This window comes from Pantoea sp. Fr+CA_20, from assembly GCF_024520835.1.
GTDB classification, from domain to species: Bacteria; Pseudomonadota; Gammaproteobacteria; order Enterobacterales; family Enterobacteriaceae; genus Pantoea; species Pantoea allii.
Window position 1 is genome coordinate 16,889 of sequence record NZ_JALNPN010000017.1, and the last position, 17,618, is coordinate 34,506.

A 17,618-nucleotide genomic window follows, 5' to 3' on the forward strand; every position below is an offset into this window, starting at 1 on the left:
AGGGCTATGTTTATGTGGCGCGTGGATGGACAGGTGATGGCGAAAAAAAAGGGCGAACCACCGTCCGCCCTTCGTCAGTCAGTTGTGCCTTATTTAGCGGCAGCGCGGGCGTCGCTAATCCACTGATCAAACTGGGCCTGATGGCCTTTGATCCAACTGTCTACGTGACGATTGATATCCTCTTCCGAGTTTTGCCCGGCATGCATGGCTGCATTTTCCGCATTGATATCATTAATCGGCAGTTTCATGTCGGCAAACAGTTTGGCCGCAGCCGGATTTTTTTCCGCCCAGGCTTTGTTGGCAACGATGTGCATGGTGTTGACCGGGAAGCCATAGTTCGCGCCGTTAGCCAGTTTGGTATCCACGCCTTTTTGTTCGCCCGGTAATGAGGAGAACGGCACCTGGAGCCAAACGACGTCGCGGCCCGGTTTAAGCACATCACTCAGCCAGTAAGGCGTCCAGGTGTAGTACAGGATAGGTTTTCCCTGTTTAAAGCGTGCCAGGGTGTCCGCCACCATTGCCGAGTAGTTGCCCATGTTAGCGGTAACGGTTTTGCTCAGACCATAAGCCTCATTCTGGTGATTAATCACCGCCTCACAGCCCCAGCCTGGCGTACAGCCGGTCATATCCGCTTTACCATCCCCATTGCTATCAAACAGCTGGGCAATTTTCGGATCTTTTAGCTGGGCGATATTGGTGATGTGATACTTCTCAGCGGTTTTCTTGTCGATGAGATAGCCTTGAGCCGCACCGGAGACGTAGGTTCCCTGGCGATAAAACTTATTGCTACCGCCTGCGGCTTTATACATATCGTCATGCAGAGGCTGCCAGTTGGTCGCCAGGAAGGTCGCATCGCCAGACGCAATGGTGGTATAGGCAACGTTGTAATCCACTTCACTGGGTTTCTCGACGGTATAACCCAGTTTCTCCAGGCCACGGCTCACCAGCAGCGTCTGAAACGTTTCTTCAGCAATCGTACTCTGTACCGGTTTAACCGTAATGCCTTTACCGGGCTGATCGGCGGCGAACGTCTGAGAAGCGGATAAGGCCGCCAGAATGGCAACTACGGCAGGGATCGTCTTGCGCATGGTTATTCCTCGTTTTTGTTGTCGCGTTAAAGGCGGCAGATAACGGCCGCCTTTACTGTTCAGGATTTACGGAAGGGACGTGTCAGCAGGCCAATTGGCCCGGTGTGATACCAGTGGCGGCTGCCACGGCTGCGTTTGTCACGCGCCACCGATTGGGTCAGGCGGTCAAGGATGATGGCCAGAATCACGATGCCGACACCGCCCACGGAGGCCAGGCCCATGTCCAGACGACCAATGCCGCGTAGCACCATCTGGCCCAGTCCTCCGACGGCAATCATGGAGGCAATCACCACCATCGACAGCGCCAGCATCAGCGTCTGATTCACGCCGGCCATAATGGTTGGCATCGCCAACGGCAACTGGACTTTGAACAGCAGCTGATGCGGGCTGGCACCAAAGGACTCACTGGCTTCGATCAGGTCGGCAGGAACCTGCTTGATCCCCAGAATGGTCAGCCTGACAATCGGCGGCAGGGCAAAGATAATGGTGACGACAACGCCCGGCACATTACCAATACCAAACAGCATGACAATCGGAACCAGATAAACGAAGGCCGGTGTGGTCTGCATCGCGTCCAGCAGCGGGCGCACAATTCTTGCCGCGCGTTCACTGCGCGCCAGCCAGATCCCCATCGGCAAGCCAATGATGATGCAAAACAGCAGGGCCGTGAGCACCAGCGCCAGGGTAATCATGGCCTGCGACCAGGCACCAATAGCGCCAATGGCGATCAGCGAAATCAGCGTGGCAATGCCCATTGCCGGACTGGCGATTTGCCAGGCGATTAACGCAAACAGCGCGATAGCAACGGGCGCGGGCATACCCAGCAACAGCTGTTGAAACGCGCTGAGGATATAATCTACCGGCACGCGAATACTTTGAAAGACCGGGCGGAAATGATTCACCACCCAGTCGATCCCTTCGGTTACCCAGTGATCCAGCGGAATCCAGGTTTTATGGAAGGGGTCCATGAGCGAGAAATGGTCTGCCTGGGGCGCGGGCGCGTTGTTCAACCAGTCGGTGCTGCTGGTGGAGCCTGTCGCGGCACTGCCATCCGGGGTGCCCCACGCATCTGCACCGCCGGTGGCTGCATGATGGCTGCTGTCGGCGGCACTGCTCTGGTCTGCGGCACCAGACCAGGGATCGCTACTCTGGCTGCTCTGTGTATCCGTTGCCGCCGCGTTATCCCATGGGGTTGATGTCTCTTTACTCATTGCTGGCTCCTTCACGATCTAAAGCACGTAAGAGCGTGCTTTTGGAGATCACGCCGACGTATTGATTTTCTTCTCCCACCACCGGAACGGCACAGGGTGCCTGCGCCACGTGTGAGAGCAGTTCATTTAACGAGGTCGTGGCAGGAACCGCCGTGGGCGCGTCGAGCAGGGCGCTTTCCAGCCCTTGTCCTGCCGCCAGCGCCGCTTTAAGAGAGTCGGTTGACACTACACCGATGAATTTCTGTTTTTCCAGCACGTAGCCGAACTCACGATCTTCATCCTGCAGCAGTTTTATGGCCGAGCGCGGGCCTAAACCGGCCGCTTTACGGATCAGCGCGCCAGCATTACGGCGTGCAATATCGTTAGCGCTGAAAACATGGCTGATATCGACACCGCGGAAGAACGTACGGACGTAATCATTGGCTGGATTATTCAGGATTTCGTCAGGTGAACCCACCTGGACGACTTCGCCATTTTGCATAATGGCAATGCGGTCGCCAATGCGCATGGCTTCATCCAGATCGTGTGAAATAAACACGATGGTGCGCTGATGTCTGGCCTGTAATTTCACCAGCTCATCCTGCATTTCGGTACGAATTAAGGGATCGAGCGCAGAGAAGGCTTCATCCATTAATAAAATATCGGGATTAATGGCTAAAGCACGAGCCAGACCTACACGTTGACGCATTCCGCCTGACAGTTCATCAGGATAGGCATGAGCATAATTTTCCAGCCCAACCTGACGCAACGCCTCAAGGGCTTTTTCCTGCCGTTCCACCAGGGGCGTTCCGGCTAATTCCATACCAAACGCGGCATTATTTAACACGTTAAGATGCGGCATTAATGCGAATGACTGAAACACCATGCTGATCTTATTTCGGCGAACCTCCCGCAGTTCGCTGTCCGATATTTTCGCAATATCGACACCGTCAATAATCACCTGGCCGCGTGTCGGCTCTATCAGACGATTGAGAAGGCGAACCATGGTGGATTTTCCTGAACCGGATAACCCCATGATGACGAATATCTCGCCTTCTTCAATGGCCAGACTGGCATTTTTGACACCCAACGACAAGCCTGTCTTTGCGAGTATCTCCTCTTTGCCACAGCCCTTATCAATATATTTAAATGCCCTCTGTGGATTATCGCCAAATACCTTATAAAGATTTTTTACTTCTAATTTAATTGTCATGCGATAGTGAAGCCCTGATTAAATTATTTTAATGTGAAATGACGTGTCCTGGTCGAATTTAAGCAGGCTATAACCTGACATACTCAGATTATCTGTCAACCCTGGTGTGAAATATCCATGGCTAAAAATTACCCGTCATGGCGATAATTTCCAGCGCTCACAAGGGATGAGGGAAGATGAATTTTTTGTGATTTATTTGAGAAATAGCAGATAATTAGCCTGCTCAGACGAAGGGAATTGCCAGAATGGCGTGAGGATCAGGGGAAAGGGATAAGAAATAATGATAGCGATAAGGCTGAAATAACGGATTATAAATCAGTGTCATTAATGATTAATGACTGTGCCGCAGAATCACGGCACAGGGTTCACTAAAAACTCCAGTCTTCGTCTTCGGTTTCTACCGCTTTTCCCATCACATAGGAAGAACCCGAGCCCGAAAAGAAATCATGGTTTTCATCGGCGTTAGGGGACAGGGCAGACAAAATCGCCGGGTTGACGTTGGTCATTTCTGCCGGGAACAGCGCTTCGTAGCCCAGGTTCATCAAGGCCTTGTTGGCGTTGTAGTGCAGGAAGGTTTTGACCTCTTCCGCCCAGCCGACATCGCCATAAAGCGCTTCGGTATAAACCACCTCGTTTTCATACAGCGCCAGCAGCAAATCAATGGCGAACTGCTGCAAGGCTTCGCGGCGACCTTCATCAACCTGCTCAAGGGCTTTCTGGTACTTGTAGCCGATATAGTAGCCGTGTACCGCTTCATCACGGATGATGAGCCGAATCAGGTCGGCGGTATTCGTCAGTTTGCCACGACTGGACCAGTACATCGGCAGCCAGAATCCCGAATAGAACAGGAATGACTCCAGAAAAACGCTGGCAATTTTTTTCTTCAACGGATCGTCAGCACGGTAATGGGTGAGGATGATCTCAGCTTTGTTTTGCAGCGCCTGATTCTCTTCGCTCCACTGATAAGCGGCATCCACATCGCTGGTGTTACACAATGTCGAAAAAATCGAGCTGTATGAGCGGGCATGTACCGCCTCCATAAAGCTGATATTCGACAGCACCGCCTCTTCATGTGGCGTCAGCGCATCGGGCATCAATCCCGGTGCACCCAGCACGTTCTGAATGGTGTCCAGCAGCGTCAGGCCGGTAAACACGCGAATAGTCAGCTGCTGCTGCTGTTTATCCAGCGTCTGCCAGGCAGGCAGATCGTTGGACAGCGGCACTTTTTCCGGTAACCAGAAGTTGCTGGTCAGACGGTTCCATACCTCAAGATCTTTCTCATCCTGAATACGGTTCCAGTTAATGGCTTGAATTTGTCTGAGTTGCATAATGTGTTCTCACAGTGCGCAGGAGACGCAGCCCTGAACTTCAGTGCCTTGCAGGGCCATCTGGCGCAGTCGAATGTAGTAAAGCGTTTTGATCCCTTTTTTCCAGGCGTAAATCTGCGCTTTATTTATGTCGCGCGTGGTCACGTCATCCCGGAAGAAAAGCGTTAATGACAGGCCCTGATCCACATGCCGGGTCGCCTCAGCGTAGGTATCAATAATGGCTTCCGGCCCAATCTGGTAAGCATCCTGATAGAGTTCCAGATTGTCATTGGTCATAAAGGGCGCCGGATAGTAAACACGGCCGGTTTTACCCTCTTTGCGGATCTCTATTCGCGACACAATCGGATGAATACTGGACGTGGCGTGATTGATGTAAGAGATCGAACCGGTGGGCGGTATCGCCTGCAAATTCTGATTGTACAAACCGGACGCCATCACCGAGTCCCGCAGTGCCAACCAGTCATCCTGCGTGGGTAAGGTGATGCCCGCACTGGCAAACAGGGCAGCGATGCGGGGCGTACGCGGTTGCCAGTCACACTGCAGATATTTGTCAAAATAGGCACCGGTGGCATAGGTTGACGCCGCAAAGCCATCAAAGGCCTGTTGGCGCTCTTTTGCCAGCTGATTTGAGGCGCGCAGCGCATAATAGGTCACACAGTAAAAATAGAGGTTGGTGAAATCCAGCGCTTCCGGTGAACCATAGGCGATGCCTTCGCGGGCCAGATAGCCATGCAGATTCATCTGGCCCAGGCCAATAGCATGGGAGCGGCGATTGCCTTCCGCCACGGAGGGAACCGAACCGATATCACTCATATCGGACACCGCCGTTAGCGCACGTATTGCCGTCTCCACCGTGTGCGCCAAATCGCCAGAGTCCATCGCATGGGCGATATTCAGCGAACCAAGGTTACAGGAAATGTCTTTTCCCATCCGGCGATAGCTGAGATCCTCATTGAATTCACTGGCGCTGTTCACCTGCAAAATCTCTGAGCAAAGGTTGCTCATATTGATGCGACCGGCAATCGGGTTATCCCGGTTGACGCTGTCCTCATACATGATGTAGGGATAGCCCGATTCAAACTGGATTTCCGCCAGCGTCTGAAAGAAATCGCGCGGCTGGATATAGGTTTTACGGATTCTGTCGTCCGCCAGCATCTCCTGGTATTTTTCGCTGATGCTGATATCCCCAAACGCCTGACCGTATATCCGCTCAACATCGTAGGGCGAGAACAGCGCCATCGGCTGATTCTCTTTGGCGAGCTGGAACGTAATGTCCGGGATCACCACGCCCAACGACAGCGTTTTAATGCGGATTTTCTCGTCCGCGTTTTCGCGCTTAGTATCAAGAAAGCGCAAAATGTCTGGATGGTGTGCATTGAGCCAGACCGCGCCGGCACCCTGACGTGCGCCAAGCTGATTGGCATAGGAAAACGCGTCCTCCAGCATCTTCATCACCGGAATGACCCCGGAAGACTGATTTTCAATGCGCTTAATCGGCGCGCCGGACTCACGCAGATTCGACAGCAGAAACGCCACGCCGCCGCCGCGTTTTGACAGCTGCAGGGCAGAATTCACCGCCCGGCCAATCGACTCCATATTGTCTTCAATACGCAGCAGGAAGCAGGAGACCAGCTCGCCGCGCTGTTGCTTGCCGCTGTTGAGGAACGTCGGCGTCGCGGGCTGAAAACGCCCGCTCAGGATGGCCTCCAGCACCGATCGTGCCAGCGCTTCATCCCCTTGTGCCAGCGTCAGCGCCACCATACAGGCGCGTTGCTCAAAGGTTTCCAGGTAACGCTTTCCATCAAAGGTTTTTAGCGTATAGCTGGTGTAGTATTTCCACGCACCTAAAAACGTTTTGAACTCAAAGCCCCATGCCTCGGCTTCATCGTGCAGCGCGCACAGGAAGTTAAAATCATACTGATTGAGCACGGCGGCTTCGTAGTAGCCTTCGGCGACCAGATAGCGCAGGCGCTCGGCAACGCTGGCGAAGTGCTGAGTATTAGGTTGCACGTGCTGAATAAGAAACTGACGCGCGGCCTGCTGATCTTTCTCAAACTGGATGCGGCCATCGGCGTCATACAGGTTAAGCATGGCGTTCAGCGCATGGTAGTCCAGCGCTACGTTGTTGAGGGTATCTGTCGTTGCCAAAATTGGGTTACTCCCGCTTTCACATTGGCGATATCGTCGGGGGTTCCCATCAGTTCAAACCGATACAGGTAGGGAACCTGACATTTCTTAGCAATGATGTCGCCCGCCAGGCAGTAACCTTCACCAAAATTACGATTACCGGCAGCGATAACGCCGCGCAGTCCGCTGCGGTTAACGTCATCATTGAGAAACTGAATCACTTGTCTGGGCACGGCCCCGCGATGACTGCCGCCGCCGTAGCTCGGCACCACCATGATATAGGGCTGGTGGAGATGCAGCTGTTGCTTACCATCAATCGGTATGCGGTACGCAGGCAGACCCAGACGGGTAATAAACCGATGGGTGTTTTCCGACTGGCTGGAAAAATAGACCAGTGGAAACATGTGGCTACCCGCCGATCGCAACAGACTGAGACAGGCGGGCTATCTTGTCCGGTCGGAATCCGCTCCAGTGATCGTCACTGGTCATCACGACAGGCACCTGGCGGTAGCCCAGCGCTTTGAGGTTATCAACCGCCTCAGGTTGTGAATCAAGGTTGATCAGGTGGTAGTCAATGCCGTGGCGATCCATTGCATTTTTCGTGGCATTACACTGGACACAGTTGTTCTTAGTGTAAATAATAATGCGCATGATTCGTATTCCTCTCTCATTGCGGTGCCGCTGCGGATAACGAAGTGTATTTCCCTGAATCAGGCTTCGTCCTTGCAAACATCTTGTGGGATGACAATGAAATGAATACTAGATGTAGTGTCTTTGGCGGTCAAGCGTACTATATATAGGGTTAATCGGGGTGAGGGCGGTAAGTCAGTCGCGGCGCGGTCTGCAACGCGAAAAAAAAATTTGTAAAGCCGGTTGTGCAAAAAACAGGCACAAAAAAGCCCCGCTCAGTGAGCGAGGCCGATGATAACGATAAGGCAGGGATTAGCGGCGTGAAACCAGCAGCGCGCCCAGAACAATCCCCACGGCAGCGCCGATACCTACGCCATACCAGGGTTTGTCATGCACATAGGCATCAACCTGATAACCTGCGTCGCGGGCAACCTGTGAGACACGGTTACCGCCGCCATTGAGTTTCGCGCGGGTTTGCTTCAGTAAGGCTTCCGCCTGACTGCGTGCAGAATTAACCTCATCTTTCGCTTCACTGCCGTAAGATTTAAGCAGCGCTTCAAGTGAATCAGCCAGCTCGTTCACATCCTGATTGATATCAATGTCATCGTTTTTTTGCGTTCGATTAAACATTTTTGGCTCCCTTGTAATTAACACGTAATACTTAGTGTAGACCACGTTTTGCGTAACGAGGCGCGGAATGGCCCTTTAGGGAAAATTCCGAATGCCCGTGCAGCCATGCTGATGTAAGGTTGCGTGGCTTTTGAAGAGGAGAGGATCAAGCATGTATTTACGACCAGATGAGGTAGCGCGCGTCCTGGAAAAAGTAGGCTTTGAAGTCGATGAAATTACCCCACGTGCCTATGGCTACCGTCGTGGCGACAACTATGTTTATGTTAACCGCGAAGCCCGTATGGGGCGCACGGCGCTGATAATCCACCCAACGTTGAAAGAAAAAAGTCAGCCGTTTGCCGACCCAGCTTCCGAAATGAAAACCTGTGATCACTACACGCAGTTCCCTCTCTACCTGGCGGGTGATTCTCAGGAACATTACGGTATTCCCCACGGATTCAGTTCCCGAATGGCGCTGGAACGCTACATACAGAGCGTGTTCGACTAGCGCATCCCGCCCCGTTAACGCGGGGCAACGACCCCTTCCCGACGACGCGTTACCGCTTCGCCCGTTGCATTTCAACGCGGTGACGCGTATAAATCTGCTGCATATAGATGTTTAGACGTCCATACGGATGGAGTATATGAGCGAGCAGACGACTTCTTCGCAGGATCAATTCAAGCGAACCATGAAAGTTCGTCATCTGGTGATGTTATCGCTGGGTGGCGTTATTGGCACCGGCCTGTTTTTTAATACCGGCTACATTATTTCCACGACAGGAGCTGCAGGCACGCTGCTGGCTTATCTGATTGGCGCGCTGGTGGTCTGGCTCGTCATGGCCTGTCTGGGTGAGCTGTCGGTCGCCATGCCTGAAACGGGGGCGTTCCACGTGTATGCTGCCCGCTACCTGAGCCCGGCGACAGGTTATACCGTTGCCTGGCTGTACTGGCTGACCTGGACCGTGGCGTTGGGCTCCAGCCTCACGGCGGCAGGGTTCTGTATGCAGTACTGGTTTCCACACGTGCCGGTGTGGATATGGTGCCTGGTGTTCTGTATCGCCATCTATCTGCTCAACGTGATTTCCACCCGCTTCTTTGCCGAAGGGGAGTTCTGGTTTTCCATTATCAAAGTCATCACCATCGTTGCCTTTATCGTGCTGGGCGGTGCGGCGATGTTTGGCTTTATCCCCATGAAGGACGGCACGCCTGCGCCGGGATTAAGTAATATCACGGCTCACGGCTGGCTGCCCAATGGCGTGTTGCCGATTCTCATGACCATGGTCGCGGTGAACTTTGCGTTTTCCGGCACCGAGTTAATTGGTATTGCCGCTGGCGAAACCGAAAATCCACAGAAAGTCGTGCCGCTGGCGATTCGCACCACCGTCGCGCGCCTGATCCTGTTCTTTGTCGGCACGGTCTTCGTGCTGGCGGCGCTGATCCCAATGGACCAGGCCGGTATCGTCAAAAGCCCCTTTGTATTGGTGTTTGAGAAGATCGGCATTCCGTGGGCGGCGGATATCATTAACTTTGTGATACTGACTGCCATCCTGTCGGCCGCTAACTCGGGTTTGTATGCGTCGGGCCGTATGCTGTGGTCGCTGGCCAATGAAAAGACCCTGCCGCGCGCCTTCGCCCGGGTCAACAAACGCGGCGTACCGCTGCTGGCAATCACGGTCAGTATGATAGGTGGCCTGCTGGCGCTGTTCTCCAGTGTTATCGCGCCGGATACCGTGTTTGTGGCGCTGTCTGCTATCTCTGGCTTTGCGGTGGTCGCCGTATGGCTAAGCATCTGCGCATCGCACTACGTTTTCCGCAGGCGTCATGTGCAACAGGGGAAATCGCTGCAGGATTTGGTGTACCGCGCGCCGCTGTATCCGCTCACTCCAGTCCTGGGCTTCCTGCTTTGCCTGCTGGCCTGTGTGGGGCTGGCATTCGATCCTTCGCAGCGCATCGCCCTGTGGTGCGGAATTCCGTTTGTGCTGTTTTGCTATGCCGCTTACCATGTCACGCACAAAAAAACACAGGCTAAGGAGGCCAGGGATGTCGCATAATCCTGTTGCGCACGCACTACAACAGTCTGCACCGTTGATTCTGGATGGGGCGCTGGCGACCGAGCTTGAGGCCCGAGGCTGTGATCTGGCGGATGCCTTGTGGTCTGCAAAAGTATTGATGGAAAACCCTGAGCTGATTTATCAGGTGCACTACGACTATTTTGCGGCGGGCGCGCGCTGCGCGATTACCGCCAGCTATCAGGCGACGCCGCAGGGGTTTGCGGCGCGCGGCCTGGACGAACAACAGTCTTTGGCGCTGATCGGGCAAAGTGTTGAACTGGCCGCCCGCGCCCGTCGTGATTATCTGGCGACGCAGGCCGATGAAACGATCCTGCTGGTGGCCGGCTCTGTCGGACCCTACGGCGCGTTTCTGGCCGATGGTTCGGAATACCGGGGTGACTATGCGCTGCCCGAAGCCGAGATGATGGCGTTTCATCGCCCACGCATCACCGCTTTACTGGCGGCGGGCGTGGATGTGCTGGCCTGCGAAACGCTGCCCTCCTTTGCTGAAGCGCGCGCGCTGGTTGCCTTGTTAGGTGAATTTCCTGACAGCAGCGCCTGGTTCTCGTTTACGCTGCGTGATGCCGAACACATCAGCGATGGTACGCCGCTGCATGAAGTGGCCGCGTATCTGAATGCGCAGCCGCAGGTTGTTGCGATGGGGATCAACTGTATCGCGCTGGAAAGCGTTACGCCGGCCTTGCAACAGCTACAGCACCTGACAGACAAACCGCTGGTGGTGTATCCCAATTCAGGTGAGCAGTATGATGCCAGCAGTAAAACCTGGCATTCTGCCCCCTCTGGCTGCACCTTGCATGACAAGTTTACCGAGTGGCAGCAGTCCGGTGCCCGGTTAATTGGCGGCTGTTGCCGTACCTCGCCTGCAGACATTGCGGCTATTGCCCGGCATTGTCAACCGCAATAAAGCAGCAGAATCGGGCGATGATAGCCCGATTGAGACAGATGAAAAGGTGGGAAGGGCGGTTTACACTGTGCTTCCTGACTTTTATCGGACCCTTCCATGAAACAGCACATTTTGGCTCTCGCCGCCGCAATGCTCCTGAGCGGCTGCGCCACCATTGTTGGCAATGAAACCCAATCGGTCCTGATCGATTCGCAGCCGCCGGGCGCGCGTTTTACCGTGCAGGATGAAAACGGCCGTCCGGTTGCGGAAGGATACACGCCCAAAACCGTCATCCTGGAGAAATCCAACCACAGCTACTTTGGCAAGAAGCACTATTTGCTGATGCTGGAAAGCCCGGGCTATGTGCCGGTGACGGTACCGATCGAGGCCCGCGCCAACCTGTGGTACCTGCTGGGGAACATTCCACTGCTTGGCTTACCGGGCTGGTTACTGGTCGATCCGTTCTATGGAGGGATGTACAACCTGGAGCCGGAGCATCCTCGTCCTTACATGAATCCGGTTGGCGCGCGCGGCTGATTACTGGGCCGTAGGTTTGACCATGCTGCCCTGGGTTTTATGCCGTTCAAGGTACTGATGCTGGAAGATACACATCCGGATCGTATTGCGGTACTCGCCATTGATGAAGAATTCGTGTTTTAACACGCCTTCAATCTCAAAGCCGAGTTTGCTGTAGATGTGGATCGCTTTCTCGTTTTCCTGATCGACAATCAGGTAGAGCTTATACAGGTTCAGTACCGAGAAACCATAATCCATCGCCAGCCGGGCGGCCTGCGTCGCCAGGCCTTTGCCCTGATGTGTCGGATCGATGATGATCTGAAACTCGGCGCGGCGGTGGACATGGTTGATCTCCACTAATTCCACCATTCCCGCTTTTTGCCCCTCATGCTCGACGACAAAACGCCGTTCGGTCTGATCGTGAATGTGCTTGTCGTAAAGATCTGACAGCTCAACAAACGCCTCATAGGGCTCTTCGAACCAGTAGCGCATGACGCTGGCGTTGTTATCTAACTGGTGCACAAAGTGCAGATCTTCTCTTTCCAGCGGGCGGAGTCTGATGGTCATCGTTTTTCCTTACGTTAGGCTGAGGCGGTAATGTGCTCAACGATCCGCCCCTGCGCCATGCGTACGGCACGGTCACACATATGGTCAATCACATCGGGATCGTGGCTGACCAGAACCATGGTCAGGCCATCCTGACGCTTGAGATCGTTAAGCAGATTGAGGATTTCAGCCTGTATTGACATATCCAGTGCTGACGTCGGCTCATCCAGCAGCAGTATTTTGGGTTGCAGTAGCAGGGCGCGAACAATCGCCACGCGCTGACGCTGGCCGCCGGACAGCTGATGAGGATAACGATCGGCTAATGCCGGGTCCAGACCCACATGGCGAAATCCGTCATGAATACGATCCGCAATGTTATCCCGCTTCAGCAGTTTTAGCGGCTCAGCCAGCGTGCGGCGCAGGCGGTGGCGAGGATGCAGGGACGCGTAAGGGTCCTGAAACACCATCTGCACTTCCTGACGCAGCGCACCGGTAAAGGTGTTGCCCGGCAGCACCGGATGTCCCGCCAGCTGCATCTCCCCCTGCCAGTGGGGATTCAGCCCCGCCATGACCCACAGCAGCGACGATTTACCACAGCCGGACGGGCCGACCAGGCCAAAGCACTCACCGGCGTTCACCTGAAGATTCACGTCGTGCACCACGGTGCGAAGATCGTAACCCTGTTTGTGTGACACGCTGAGGTTATGCAGATTAATCATCGTTATTGGCCTCCAGCGCTGCACGGTCCAGCACCGGCAGCAGTTGTCCATGTGTCGCTTTACTGGGACGGCATGACCACAGCGTGCGGGTGTAAGGATGTGTCGCCTGAGGCAGGTCGGCAGCAGGCAGCGTATCCAGTACCCGGCCTTTGTACATCACCATCACGCGCTCGCAGTGTTCTGACACCTGTTGCAGATCGTGGCTGATCAGCAGCAGGCCCATATTGCGGGATTCAACCAGTTGGCGGATCAGCGCCAGCACCTGATCGCGCATGGCGTGATCCAGCGCGGAGGTAGGCTCATCGGCAATCAAAAAGGCAGGATCGGTAATCAGGGCGATCGCCAGCATCACGCGCTGGCCCATTCCGCCTGAAAGCTGGTGCGGATAAAACTGCATCAGAGCACGCGGGTCCGGCAAACCCACCGCGTTCAGCATATCGCAGACTTTTTCTTTCCGTTCTGCACGGCTCAGACGGCGGTGCAGAATCAGCGGTTCTTCAACCTGCCAGCCGATCGTCCGCGCCGGATTCAGCGCATACTTGGGGTCCTGCATCACCATGGCCACCCGATCGCCACGAAGCTTACTCCAGCTGCGTTCATTCAGGGTCAGGGCATTTTCCCCGGCGACCTGCAGCTGGCTGGCGTGCAGATGCAGCGATGGCGACAGTAATCCCATCAAGGTGCGCGCAGTGAGTGATTTGCCGGAACCGGACTCACCGACCAGCGCCACGCGCTCACGTCCGATGGCGAAGCTGATATTATCCACCAGCGTCGCGTCGTCGCTGCGGATGCTCAGCGACTCTACAAGAATGTTATTTTGCATGTCGGGTATCCAGTCGGTCACGCAGGCCATCGCCTGTCAGATTAAAGGCCAGGCTGGCAAACAGAATGGCCGCGCCGGGTGCGGCAGCCACCCACCACTGGTCAAAAATCACCTTACTGCCTTCAGCCACCATGGAACCCCACTCGGCGGTAGGCGGTTGCACGCCCATGCCCAGGAAGCCCAGTCCGGCTGCGGCCAGGATAATCCCGCCCAGGCTGAGGGCGGCCCGCACTACCGCCGTGGGCAGGCACAGTGGCAGAATATGGCCGAACATCAGGCGAAAACCGGTAATTCCCTGCATACGGGCGGCGGCCAGATAGTCACTGCGCCGCAGGGACAGCGTTTCGGCTCGCGCCTGACGGGCAAACGGCGGCCAACTGGTCAGCGCCAGTGCCAGCGCGCCGTTCATCAGTCCCGGCCCCATTATCGCGACCAGCGCCAGCGCAATCACCAGATTGGGCAGCGACAGAAAAATATCGGTAATGCGCATTAACACGCGCTCGGTCCAGCCGCCCACATAACCGGCGGTAATCCCCACCAGTAAGCCGACCGGAATGGTCAGGATCAGAATTAACGAGACCAGCAGCAGCGTAGGACGCGCGCCATAAATCACCCGGGACAGCAGGTCGCGGCCAAAACCGTCGGTACCAAACCAGTGTGCAGCCGAAGGCGGCAGCAACCGACTGGAGATGGTTTGCAGATTCGGATCGTACGGCGCGATCAGCGGGGCCAGCAGTGCCATCAGAATGACAATAGCCACCAGCGTTAGCCCAATGGTTAACGAGGTAATCCGGCGGCGACTGCGGCGTGGTCGCACCGTTTCAAGTTCAGTGAGTTGTTGCGTCATCGTGTTCTCGGGTCGGTTAACCAGGTAAGGGCATCCGCCAGCGCGTTAATCAGGATAAAGCAGCCGCCGATCAGTAAGGTGGCACCTAAAATCGCCGGCACATCGCCAGAGAAAAGCGCATTGGTCATGTAGCGTCCCACGCCGGGCCAGGCAAACACGGTTTCCGTCAGGACCGAGCCTTCCAGCAGCGTGGCGTAAGAGAGGGCAATCACGGTAATCAACGTACCAAGCACGTTAGGGAAGATATGACGCAGCAGAATACGCACCCGGCCCGCGCCTTTAGCACGCGCCAGCACCACATACTCTTTGCTGCTCTCTTCCAGCAGCGCGGCGCGCAGCAACCGTGTAATGCCTGCCATCGCCAGCAGACCCAGGATCACTACCGGTAACCATAAGTGCGCTACGGCGTTCCAGAATATCTCCCGGTCACCTGACAGCCAGCTGTCAATCAGCACGAAGCCGGTTTTCGGCTCCAGCGTATAGGCCCAGATATCATCCAGTCGACCCGGCCCGGCAGACCAGTGCAGCACCGCGTAAAACAGCAACAGGCCCAGCAGGCCCAGCCAGAAGACCGGCACGGAGTAACCCAGCAGGGAGATAAAACGGGCGACGTTATCAATCACGCTGCCGGGTTTCCAGGCGGCCAGCAGTGCCAGCAAAACGCCAAACACCACGGCAAAAATCATCGCGCAGGTGGCCAGCTCAATGGTTGCCGGAAACGTCTGGAGCAGGTCGCTGCTGACCGGCTGGTTGGTCAGACGGGAAACCCCAAGGTCGCCGCGCAACAGATGCTCGACGTAGTGCCAGAACTGCATCAGTACCGGTTGATCCAGCCCAAGGTCGTGACGCACCTGCGCATAGGTCGCTTCGCTGGCATGATCGCCTGCTATCTGCTGTACCGGATCGATAGGGGACAGATGCGACAGCATAAAGGTGAACGCCAGTAACCCCAGCAGGGTGATCACCAGCGACAGTAAGCCTGATGAAAGGCGGCCAACGCGCCGCCAAATATGCCGGGAGGACCCGGCAGAAGAGGCAGAGTGTGCCATTACTTCGTAACCTGCGAATAGTAAACCATGTCCGGGTTGATGCCCTGAACGTAGCCCTTAAGATTGTCGCGCAGGGCGATAAGGTTTTTCGCCTGCAGGCCAATCACATAAGGGGAGCTTTTCAGCACTTCACGCTGCATGGCCTGGTAGAGCGCAACGCGTTTTTTCGGATCGCTCTCGGCGGTCGCCGCCAGGACCTGCTTGTTCAGCTCCGGAATATGCCAGTCGGAACGGTAAGCAATCGTCTTGCTGCCATCTTCCGGGTTATAGGCAAAGGACGCGGCGTTGGTATTGGGATCAAAGTAGTCCGCGCCCCAGGCATTCAGCGTGCCTTCGTAGTTATGCGCTTTTACGCGCGTCGAGACTTCAGAACTGAGTCCCGGTAACACGTCGACTTTCACGCCGCCCTTGGCAAAGCTGCCCTGCAGGGCCTGCGCAATGTCGAGGTAAGGTGGTTGATTGCTGGTGGACAGGGTGAAGCTGACGTTGGTCAGGCCCGCTTTTTTCAGAATCGCTTTCGCTTTTTCAGGATCGTAACTGTAAGGCGTATCGTTTAGCGCACCGAGAAAACCTTTCGGCAGGAATGTCTGGTGAACATCGAACTGTCCTTTCAGCAACTGACCGGCAATGCCTTTATAGTCGAACAGGTAACGTGCCGCTTCCCAGAAGGCGGGGTTTTTAAGCGCGGCATTGTTTTTGTTGCCCACGTTGAACTGGATGTAATACAGCGAGGCCATCGGAAAGGCTTCGGTGGTCACGCCGCTTTTGCCTTTGAGCGAGGCGATCTGGTCTGCGCCCAGATTACGGGCAATGTCCGCATCACCCTGCTCAAGCAGTAAACGACGGGCAGCCGGTTCCGGCACGTTCTTAATCAGAATATTTTTGATCTTTGGCGCACCCGCCGGCGACGTCGGGTTGGCGGTCAGGATAACGGCCTGGTGCATGACTACCTTGCGGATCTGGTACGGGCCGCTCCCGGCGGAGTTGGTCGCCAGCCAGCCGTTGCCAAAATCGCCTTTGGTGGCATGTGCCGTCACGGTCTTTTCATCCACAATGGAGGAGACCGGGGCGGAGAGCAGGCTCAGTACGTAGGCCGGGCTGACGTCGGCAGTCCAGCTGATTTGCACATGGTCGTCATCGACCTTTTTAAGGAAGCCATCCACGTTATCTTTGTTCCAGCCAAGCTGGGTAAGAATAAAGGAGGGATCAAGATTCAGTTTCACAACACGGCCCAGCGAGAAGATCACATCTTCCGGACGCAGCGGGTTGCCGCTGGAAAACGTCGCGCCTTTACGTAACGCAAACGTCAGGCTGCGGTTGTCACTGCCTGGCTGCCAGGAGGTTGCCAGCGTCGGTTTTAAGTCGGTCGGATTTTGCGGATCGGACTGAACGAGGCGCTGATAAATGTTGGTAAAAGCCTGTACGCTGGTGAGTTCAAATCCTTTAGCCGGATCGAAGCTGTCGGCATCGTCGGTCGACTGAACCACGACCAGCGTGTCTTTCGGTGTGGCAGCGTTTACGCTAAAGGCGGTGGCCAGTGACAAGGCCAGTAGTGATGGAATTATTTTTTTCATGGAAAATCCTTGCCTGAGAAAGTAACGCGAGTGTACGAAAGGGCTCATGCAAAGAATAGTCCATTATGGGCTAATGATATGCAAAAAAGTTATAACCAATGCAGGACGGTTATAAGACGAAATGAAAATCGCAGGGTGTAACAGAAACGATTAATAAACGAAACGCCGGTTAAACGGCTATTTTTCTTTACCCGCCGGGTGCGGCGTTTATACTACGTCAAAATAGTTGCAGGAGTCATACATTGGACAGTCACCCTAAATACGATTTAACTCCGGCAAGCTAACTGCATTTCGCTGCTTGCCACCTGGCGGGCAGCAATCCCCTCTGTAGGTTTCGATTGCTCTCCTTAAAATAAACGCTGTAGTCACCGCGAGAGCACGCTATGTTGATGTATATTCTGGCA

General features: G+C 55.1%; 18 protein-coding genes. 4 read left to right on the forward strand and 14 right to left on the reverse strand.

The features are described from left to right. Window positions 1–89 precede the first annotated feature (89 nt). The 8 genes from proX to NR177_RS17845 form a co-directional block, all read right to left on the reverse strand. A complete protein-coding gene (gene proX, locus NR177_RS17810) occupies window positions 90–1,088 on the reverse strand; it encodes a glycine betaine/L-proline ABC transporter substrate-binding protein ProX (protein WP_256853337.1) in 999 nt (332 codons plus the stop codon). 59 nt (window positions 1,089–1,147) lie between these two features. Further along, complete coding sequence (proW, locus tag NR177_RS17815; RefSeq protein ID WP_109717456.1) at window positions 1,148–2,299, reverse strand: glycine betaine/L-proline ABC transporter permease ProW; 1,152 nt, start codon at window positions 2,297–2,299, stop codon at window positions 1,148–1,150. After that, the gene (proV, locus tag NR177_RS17820) at window positions 2,292–3,491 is read right to left on the reverse strand and encodes a glycine betaine/L-proline ABC transporter ATP-binding protein ProV (protein WP_096012745.1); all 1,200 of its coding nucleotides are present in this window, start codon (window positions 3,489–3,491) and stop codon (window positions 2,292–2,294) included. Before proV ends, proW begins: the two co-directional genes overlap by 8 nt. Window positions 3,492–3,859: 368 nt before the next feature. After that, on the reverse strand, window positions 3,860–4,819 hold the full coding sequence (gene nrdF / locus NR177_RS17825; protein ID WP_063880683.1) for a class 1b ribonucleoside-diphosphate reductase subunit beta: 960 nt from the start codon (window positions 4,817–4,819) through the stop codon (window positions 3,860–3,862). 9 nt (window positions 4,820–4,828) lie between these two features. Continuing rightward, entirely contained in the window at window positions 4,829–6,967 is a 2,139-nt protein-coding gene (gene nrdE, locus NR177_RS17830; protein ID WP_109717457.1) for a class 1b ribonucleoside-diphosphate reductase subunit alpha, read from the reverse strand. Then, a complete protein-coding gene (nrdI, locus tag NR177_RS17835; RefSeq protein ID WP_256853338.1) occupies window positions 6,937–7,350 on the reverse strand; it encodes a class Ib ribonucleoside-diphosphate reductase assembly flavoprotein NrdI in 414 nt (137 codons plus the stop codon). The genes nrdE and nrdI overlap by 31 nt, the downstream gene beginning before the upstream one ends. Before the next feature lie 4 nt (window positions 7,351–7,354). Continuing rightward, the gene (locus NR177_RS17840; protein ID WP_063880680.1) at window positions 7,355–7,597 is read right to left on the reverse strand and encodes a redoxin NrdH; all 243 of its coding nucleotides are present in this window, start codon (window positions 7,595–7,597) and stop codon (window positions 7,355–7,357) included. A gap of 291 nt (window positions 7,598–7,888) precedes the next feature. Continuing rightward, entirely contained in the window at window positions 7,889–8,206 is a 318-nt protein-coding gene (locus NR177_RS17845; protein WP_063880679.1) for a DUF883 family protein, read from the reverse strand. Window positions 8,207–8,357: 151 nt separating this feature from the next. Between NR177_RS17845 and NR177_RS17850 the strand changes: the two genes are divergently transcribed. The 4 genes from NR177_RS17850 (at window position 8,358) to NR177_RS17865 (ending at window position 11,677) form a co-directional block, all read left to right on the forward strand. Next, the gene (locus tag NR177_RS17850; protein ID WP_063880678.1) at window positions 8,358–8,693 is read left to right on the forward strand and encodes a DUF2002 family protein; all 336 of its coding nucleotides are present in this window, start codon (window positions 8,358–8,360) and stop codon (window positions 8,691–8,693) included. A 136-nt stretch (window positions 8,694–8,829) separates the two neighbouring features. Continuing rightward, window positions 8,830–10,236, forward strand: coding sequence for an S-methylmethionine permease (gene mmuP, locus NR177_RS17855; protein ID WP_063880677.1), 1,407 nt, complete (start codon window positions 8,830–8,832; stop codon window positions 10,234–10,236). Beyond that, on the forward strand, window positions 10,226–11,161 hold the full coding sequence (mmuM, locus tag NR177_RS17860) for a homocysteine S-methyltransferase (RefSeq protein ID WP_256853339.1): 936 nt from the start codon (window positions 10,226–10,228) through the stop codon (window positions 11,159–11,161). The genes mmuP and mmuM overlap by 11 nt, the downstream gene beginning before the upstream one ends. Window positions 11,162–11,257: 96 nt before the next feature. Further along, on the forward strand, window positions 11,258–11,677 hold the full coding sequence (locus tag NR177_RS17865; protein WP_063880675.1) for a hypothetical protein: 420 nt from the start codon (window positions 11,258–11,260) through the stop codon (window positions 11,675–11,677). Here NR177_RS17865 and speG read toward each other — a convergent pair whose 3' ends face one another. Genes speG through NR177_RS17895 form a run of 6 tightly spaced genes read right to left on the reverse strand, consistent with a single transcriptional unit; the run spans window position 11,678 to window position 17,214 of the window. Continuing rightward, the gene (gene speG / locus NR177_RS17870; protein WP_013026855.1) at window positions 11,678–12,223 is read right to left on the reverse strand and encodes a spermidine N1-acetyltransferase; all 546 of its coding nucleotides are present in this window, start codon (window positions 12,221–12,223) and stop codon (window positions 11,678–11,680) included. A gap of 14 nt (window positions 12,224–12,237) precedes the next feature. After that, entirely contained in the window at window positions 12,238–12,921 is a 684-nt protein-coding gene (locus NR177_RS17875; protein ID WP_256853340.1) for an ABC transporter ATP-binding protein, read from the reverse strand. Continuing rightward, window positions 12,914–13,744 (reverse strand): ABC transporter ATP-binding protein, encoded by an 831-nt coding sequence (locus tag NR177_RS17880; RefSeq protein WP_063880673.1) that lies wholly within the window; start codon window positions 13,742–13,744, stop codon window positions 12,914–12,916. Before NR177_RS17880 ends, NR177_RS17875 begins: the two co-directional genes overlap by 8 nt. Then, window positions 13,734–14,591, reverse strand: coding sequence for an ABC transporter permease (locus tag NR177_RS17885; protein WP_063880672.1), 858 nt, complete (start codon window positions 14,589–14,591; stop codon window positions 13,734–13,736). The genes NR177_RS17880 and NR177_RS17885 overlap by 11 nt, the downstream gene beginning before the upstream one ends. Beyond that, window positions 14,588–15,640 carry an ABC transporter permease gene (locus NR177_RS17890; protein WP_063880671.1) on the reverse strand — a complete coding sequence of 351 codons (1,053 nt, stop codon included), beginning with the start codon at window positions 15,638–15,640 and terminating at the stop codon, window positions 14,588–14,590. Before NR177_RS17890 ends, NR177_RS17885 begins: the two co-directional genes overlap by 4 nt. Next, the gene (locus NR177_RS17895; protein ID WP_063880670.1) at window positions 15,640–17,214 is read right to left on the reverse strand and encodes an ABC transporter substrate-binding protein; all 1,575 of its coding nucleotides are present in this window, start codon (window positions 17,212–17,214) and stop codon (window positions 15,640–15,642) included. The genes NR177_RS17890 and NR177_RS17895 overlap by 1 nt, the downstream gene beginning before the upstream one ends. Window positions 17,215–17,618: the final 404 nt, after the last annotated feature.

Excerpts from the sequence above, each read along its gene's own strand:
- proX (WP_256853337.1), bottom strand. The coding sequence starts at position 1,088 with ATGCGCAAGACGATCCCTGCCGTAGTTGCCATTCTGGCGGCCTTATCC.
- proW (WP_109717456.1), bottom strand. The coding sequence starts at position 2,299 with ATGAGTAAAGAGACATCAACCCCATGGGATAACGCGGCGGCAACGGAT.
- proV (WP_096012745.1), bottom strand. The coding sequence starts at position 3,491 with ATGACAATTAAATTAGAAGTAAAAAATCTTTATAAGGTATTTGGCGAT.
- nrdF (WP_063880683.1), bottom strand. The coding sequence starts at position 4,819 with ATGCAACTCAGACAAATTCAAGCCATTAACTGGAACCGTATTCAGGAT.
- nrdI (WP_256853338.1), bottom strand. The coding sequence starts at position 7,350 with ATGTTTCCACTGGTCTATTTTTCCAGCCAGTCGGAAAACACCCATCGG.
- NR177_RS17840 (WP_063880680.1), bottom strand. The coding sequence starts at position 7,597 with ATGCGCATTATTATTTACACTAAGAACAACTGTGTCCAGTGTAATGCC.
- NR177_RS17845 (WP_063880679.1), bottom strand. The coding sequence starts at position 8,206 with ATGTTTAATCGAACGCAAAAAAACGATGACATTGATATCAATCAGGAT.
- NR177_RS17850 (WP_063880678.1), top strand. The coding sequence starts at position 8,358 with ATGTATTTACGACCAGATGAGGTAGCGCGCGTCCTGGAAAAAGTAGGC.
- mmuP (WP_063880677.1), top strand. The coding sequence starts at position 8,830 with ATGAGCGAGCAGACGACTTCTTCGCAGGATCAATTCAAGCGAACCATG.
- mmuM (WP_256853339.1), top strand. The coding sequence starts at position 10,226 with ATGTCGCATAATCCTGTTGCGCACGCACTACAACAGTCTGCACCGTTG.
- NR177_RS17865 (WP_063880675.1), top strand. The coding sequence starts at position 11,258 with ATGAAACAGCACATTTTGGCTCTCGCCGCCGCAATGCTCCTGAGCGGC.
- speG (WP_013026855.1), bottom strand. The coding sequence starts at position 12,223 with ATGACCATCAGACTCCGCCCGCTGGAAAGAGAAGATCTGCACTTTGTG.
- NR177_RS17875 (WP_256853340.1), bottom strand. The coding sequence starts at position 12,921 with ATGATTAATCTGCATAACCTCAGCGTGTCACACAAACAGGGTTACGAT.
- NR177_RS17880 (WP_063880673.1), bottom strand. The coding sequence starts at position 13,744 with ATGCAAAATAACATTCTTGTAGAGTCGCTGAGCATCCGCAGCGACGAC.
- NR177_RS17885 (WP_063880672.1), bottom strand. The coding sequence starts at position 14,591 with ATGACGCAACAACTCACTGAACTTGAAACGGTGCGACCACGCCGCAGT.
- NR177_RS17890 (WP_063880671.1), bottom strand. The coding sequence starts at position 15,640 with ATGGCACACTCTGCCTCTTCTGCCGGGTCCTCCCGGCATATTTGGCGG.
- NR177_RS17895 (WP_063880670.1), bottom strand. The coding sequence starts at position 17,214 with ATGAAAAAAATAATTCCATCACTACTGGCCTTGTCACTGGCCACCGCC.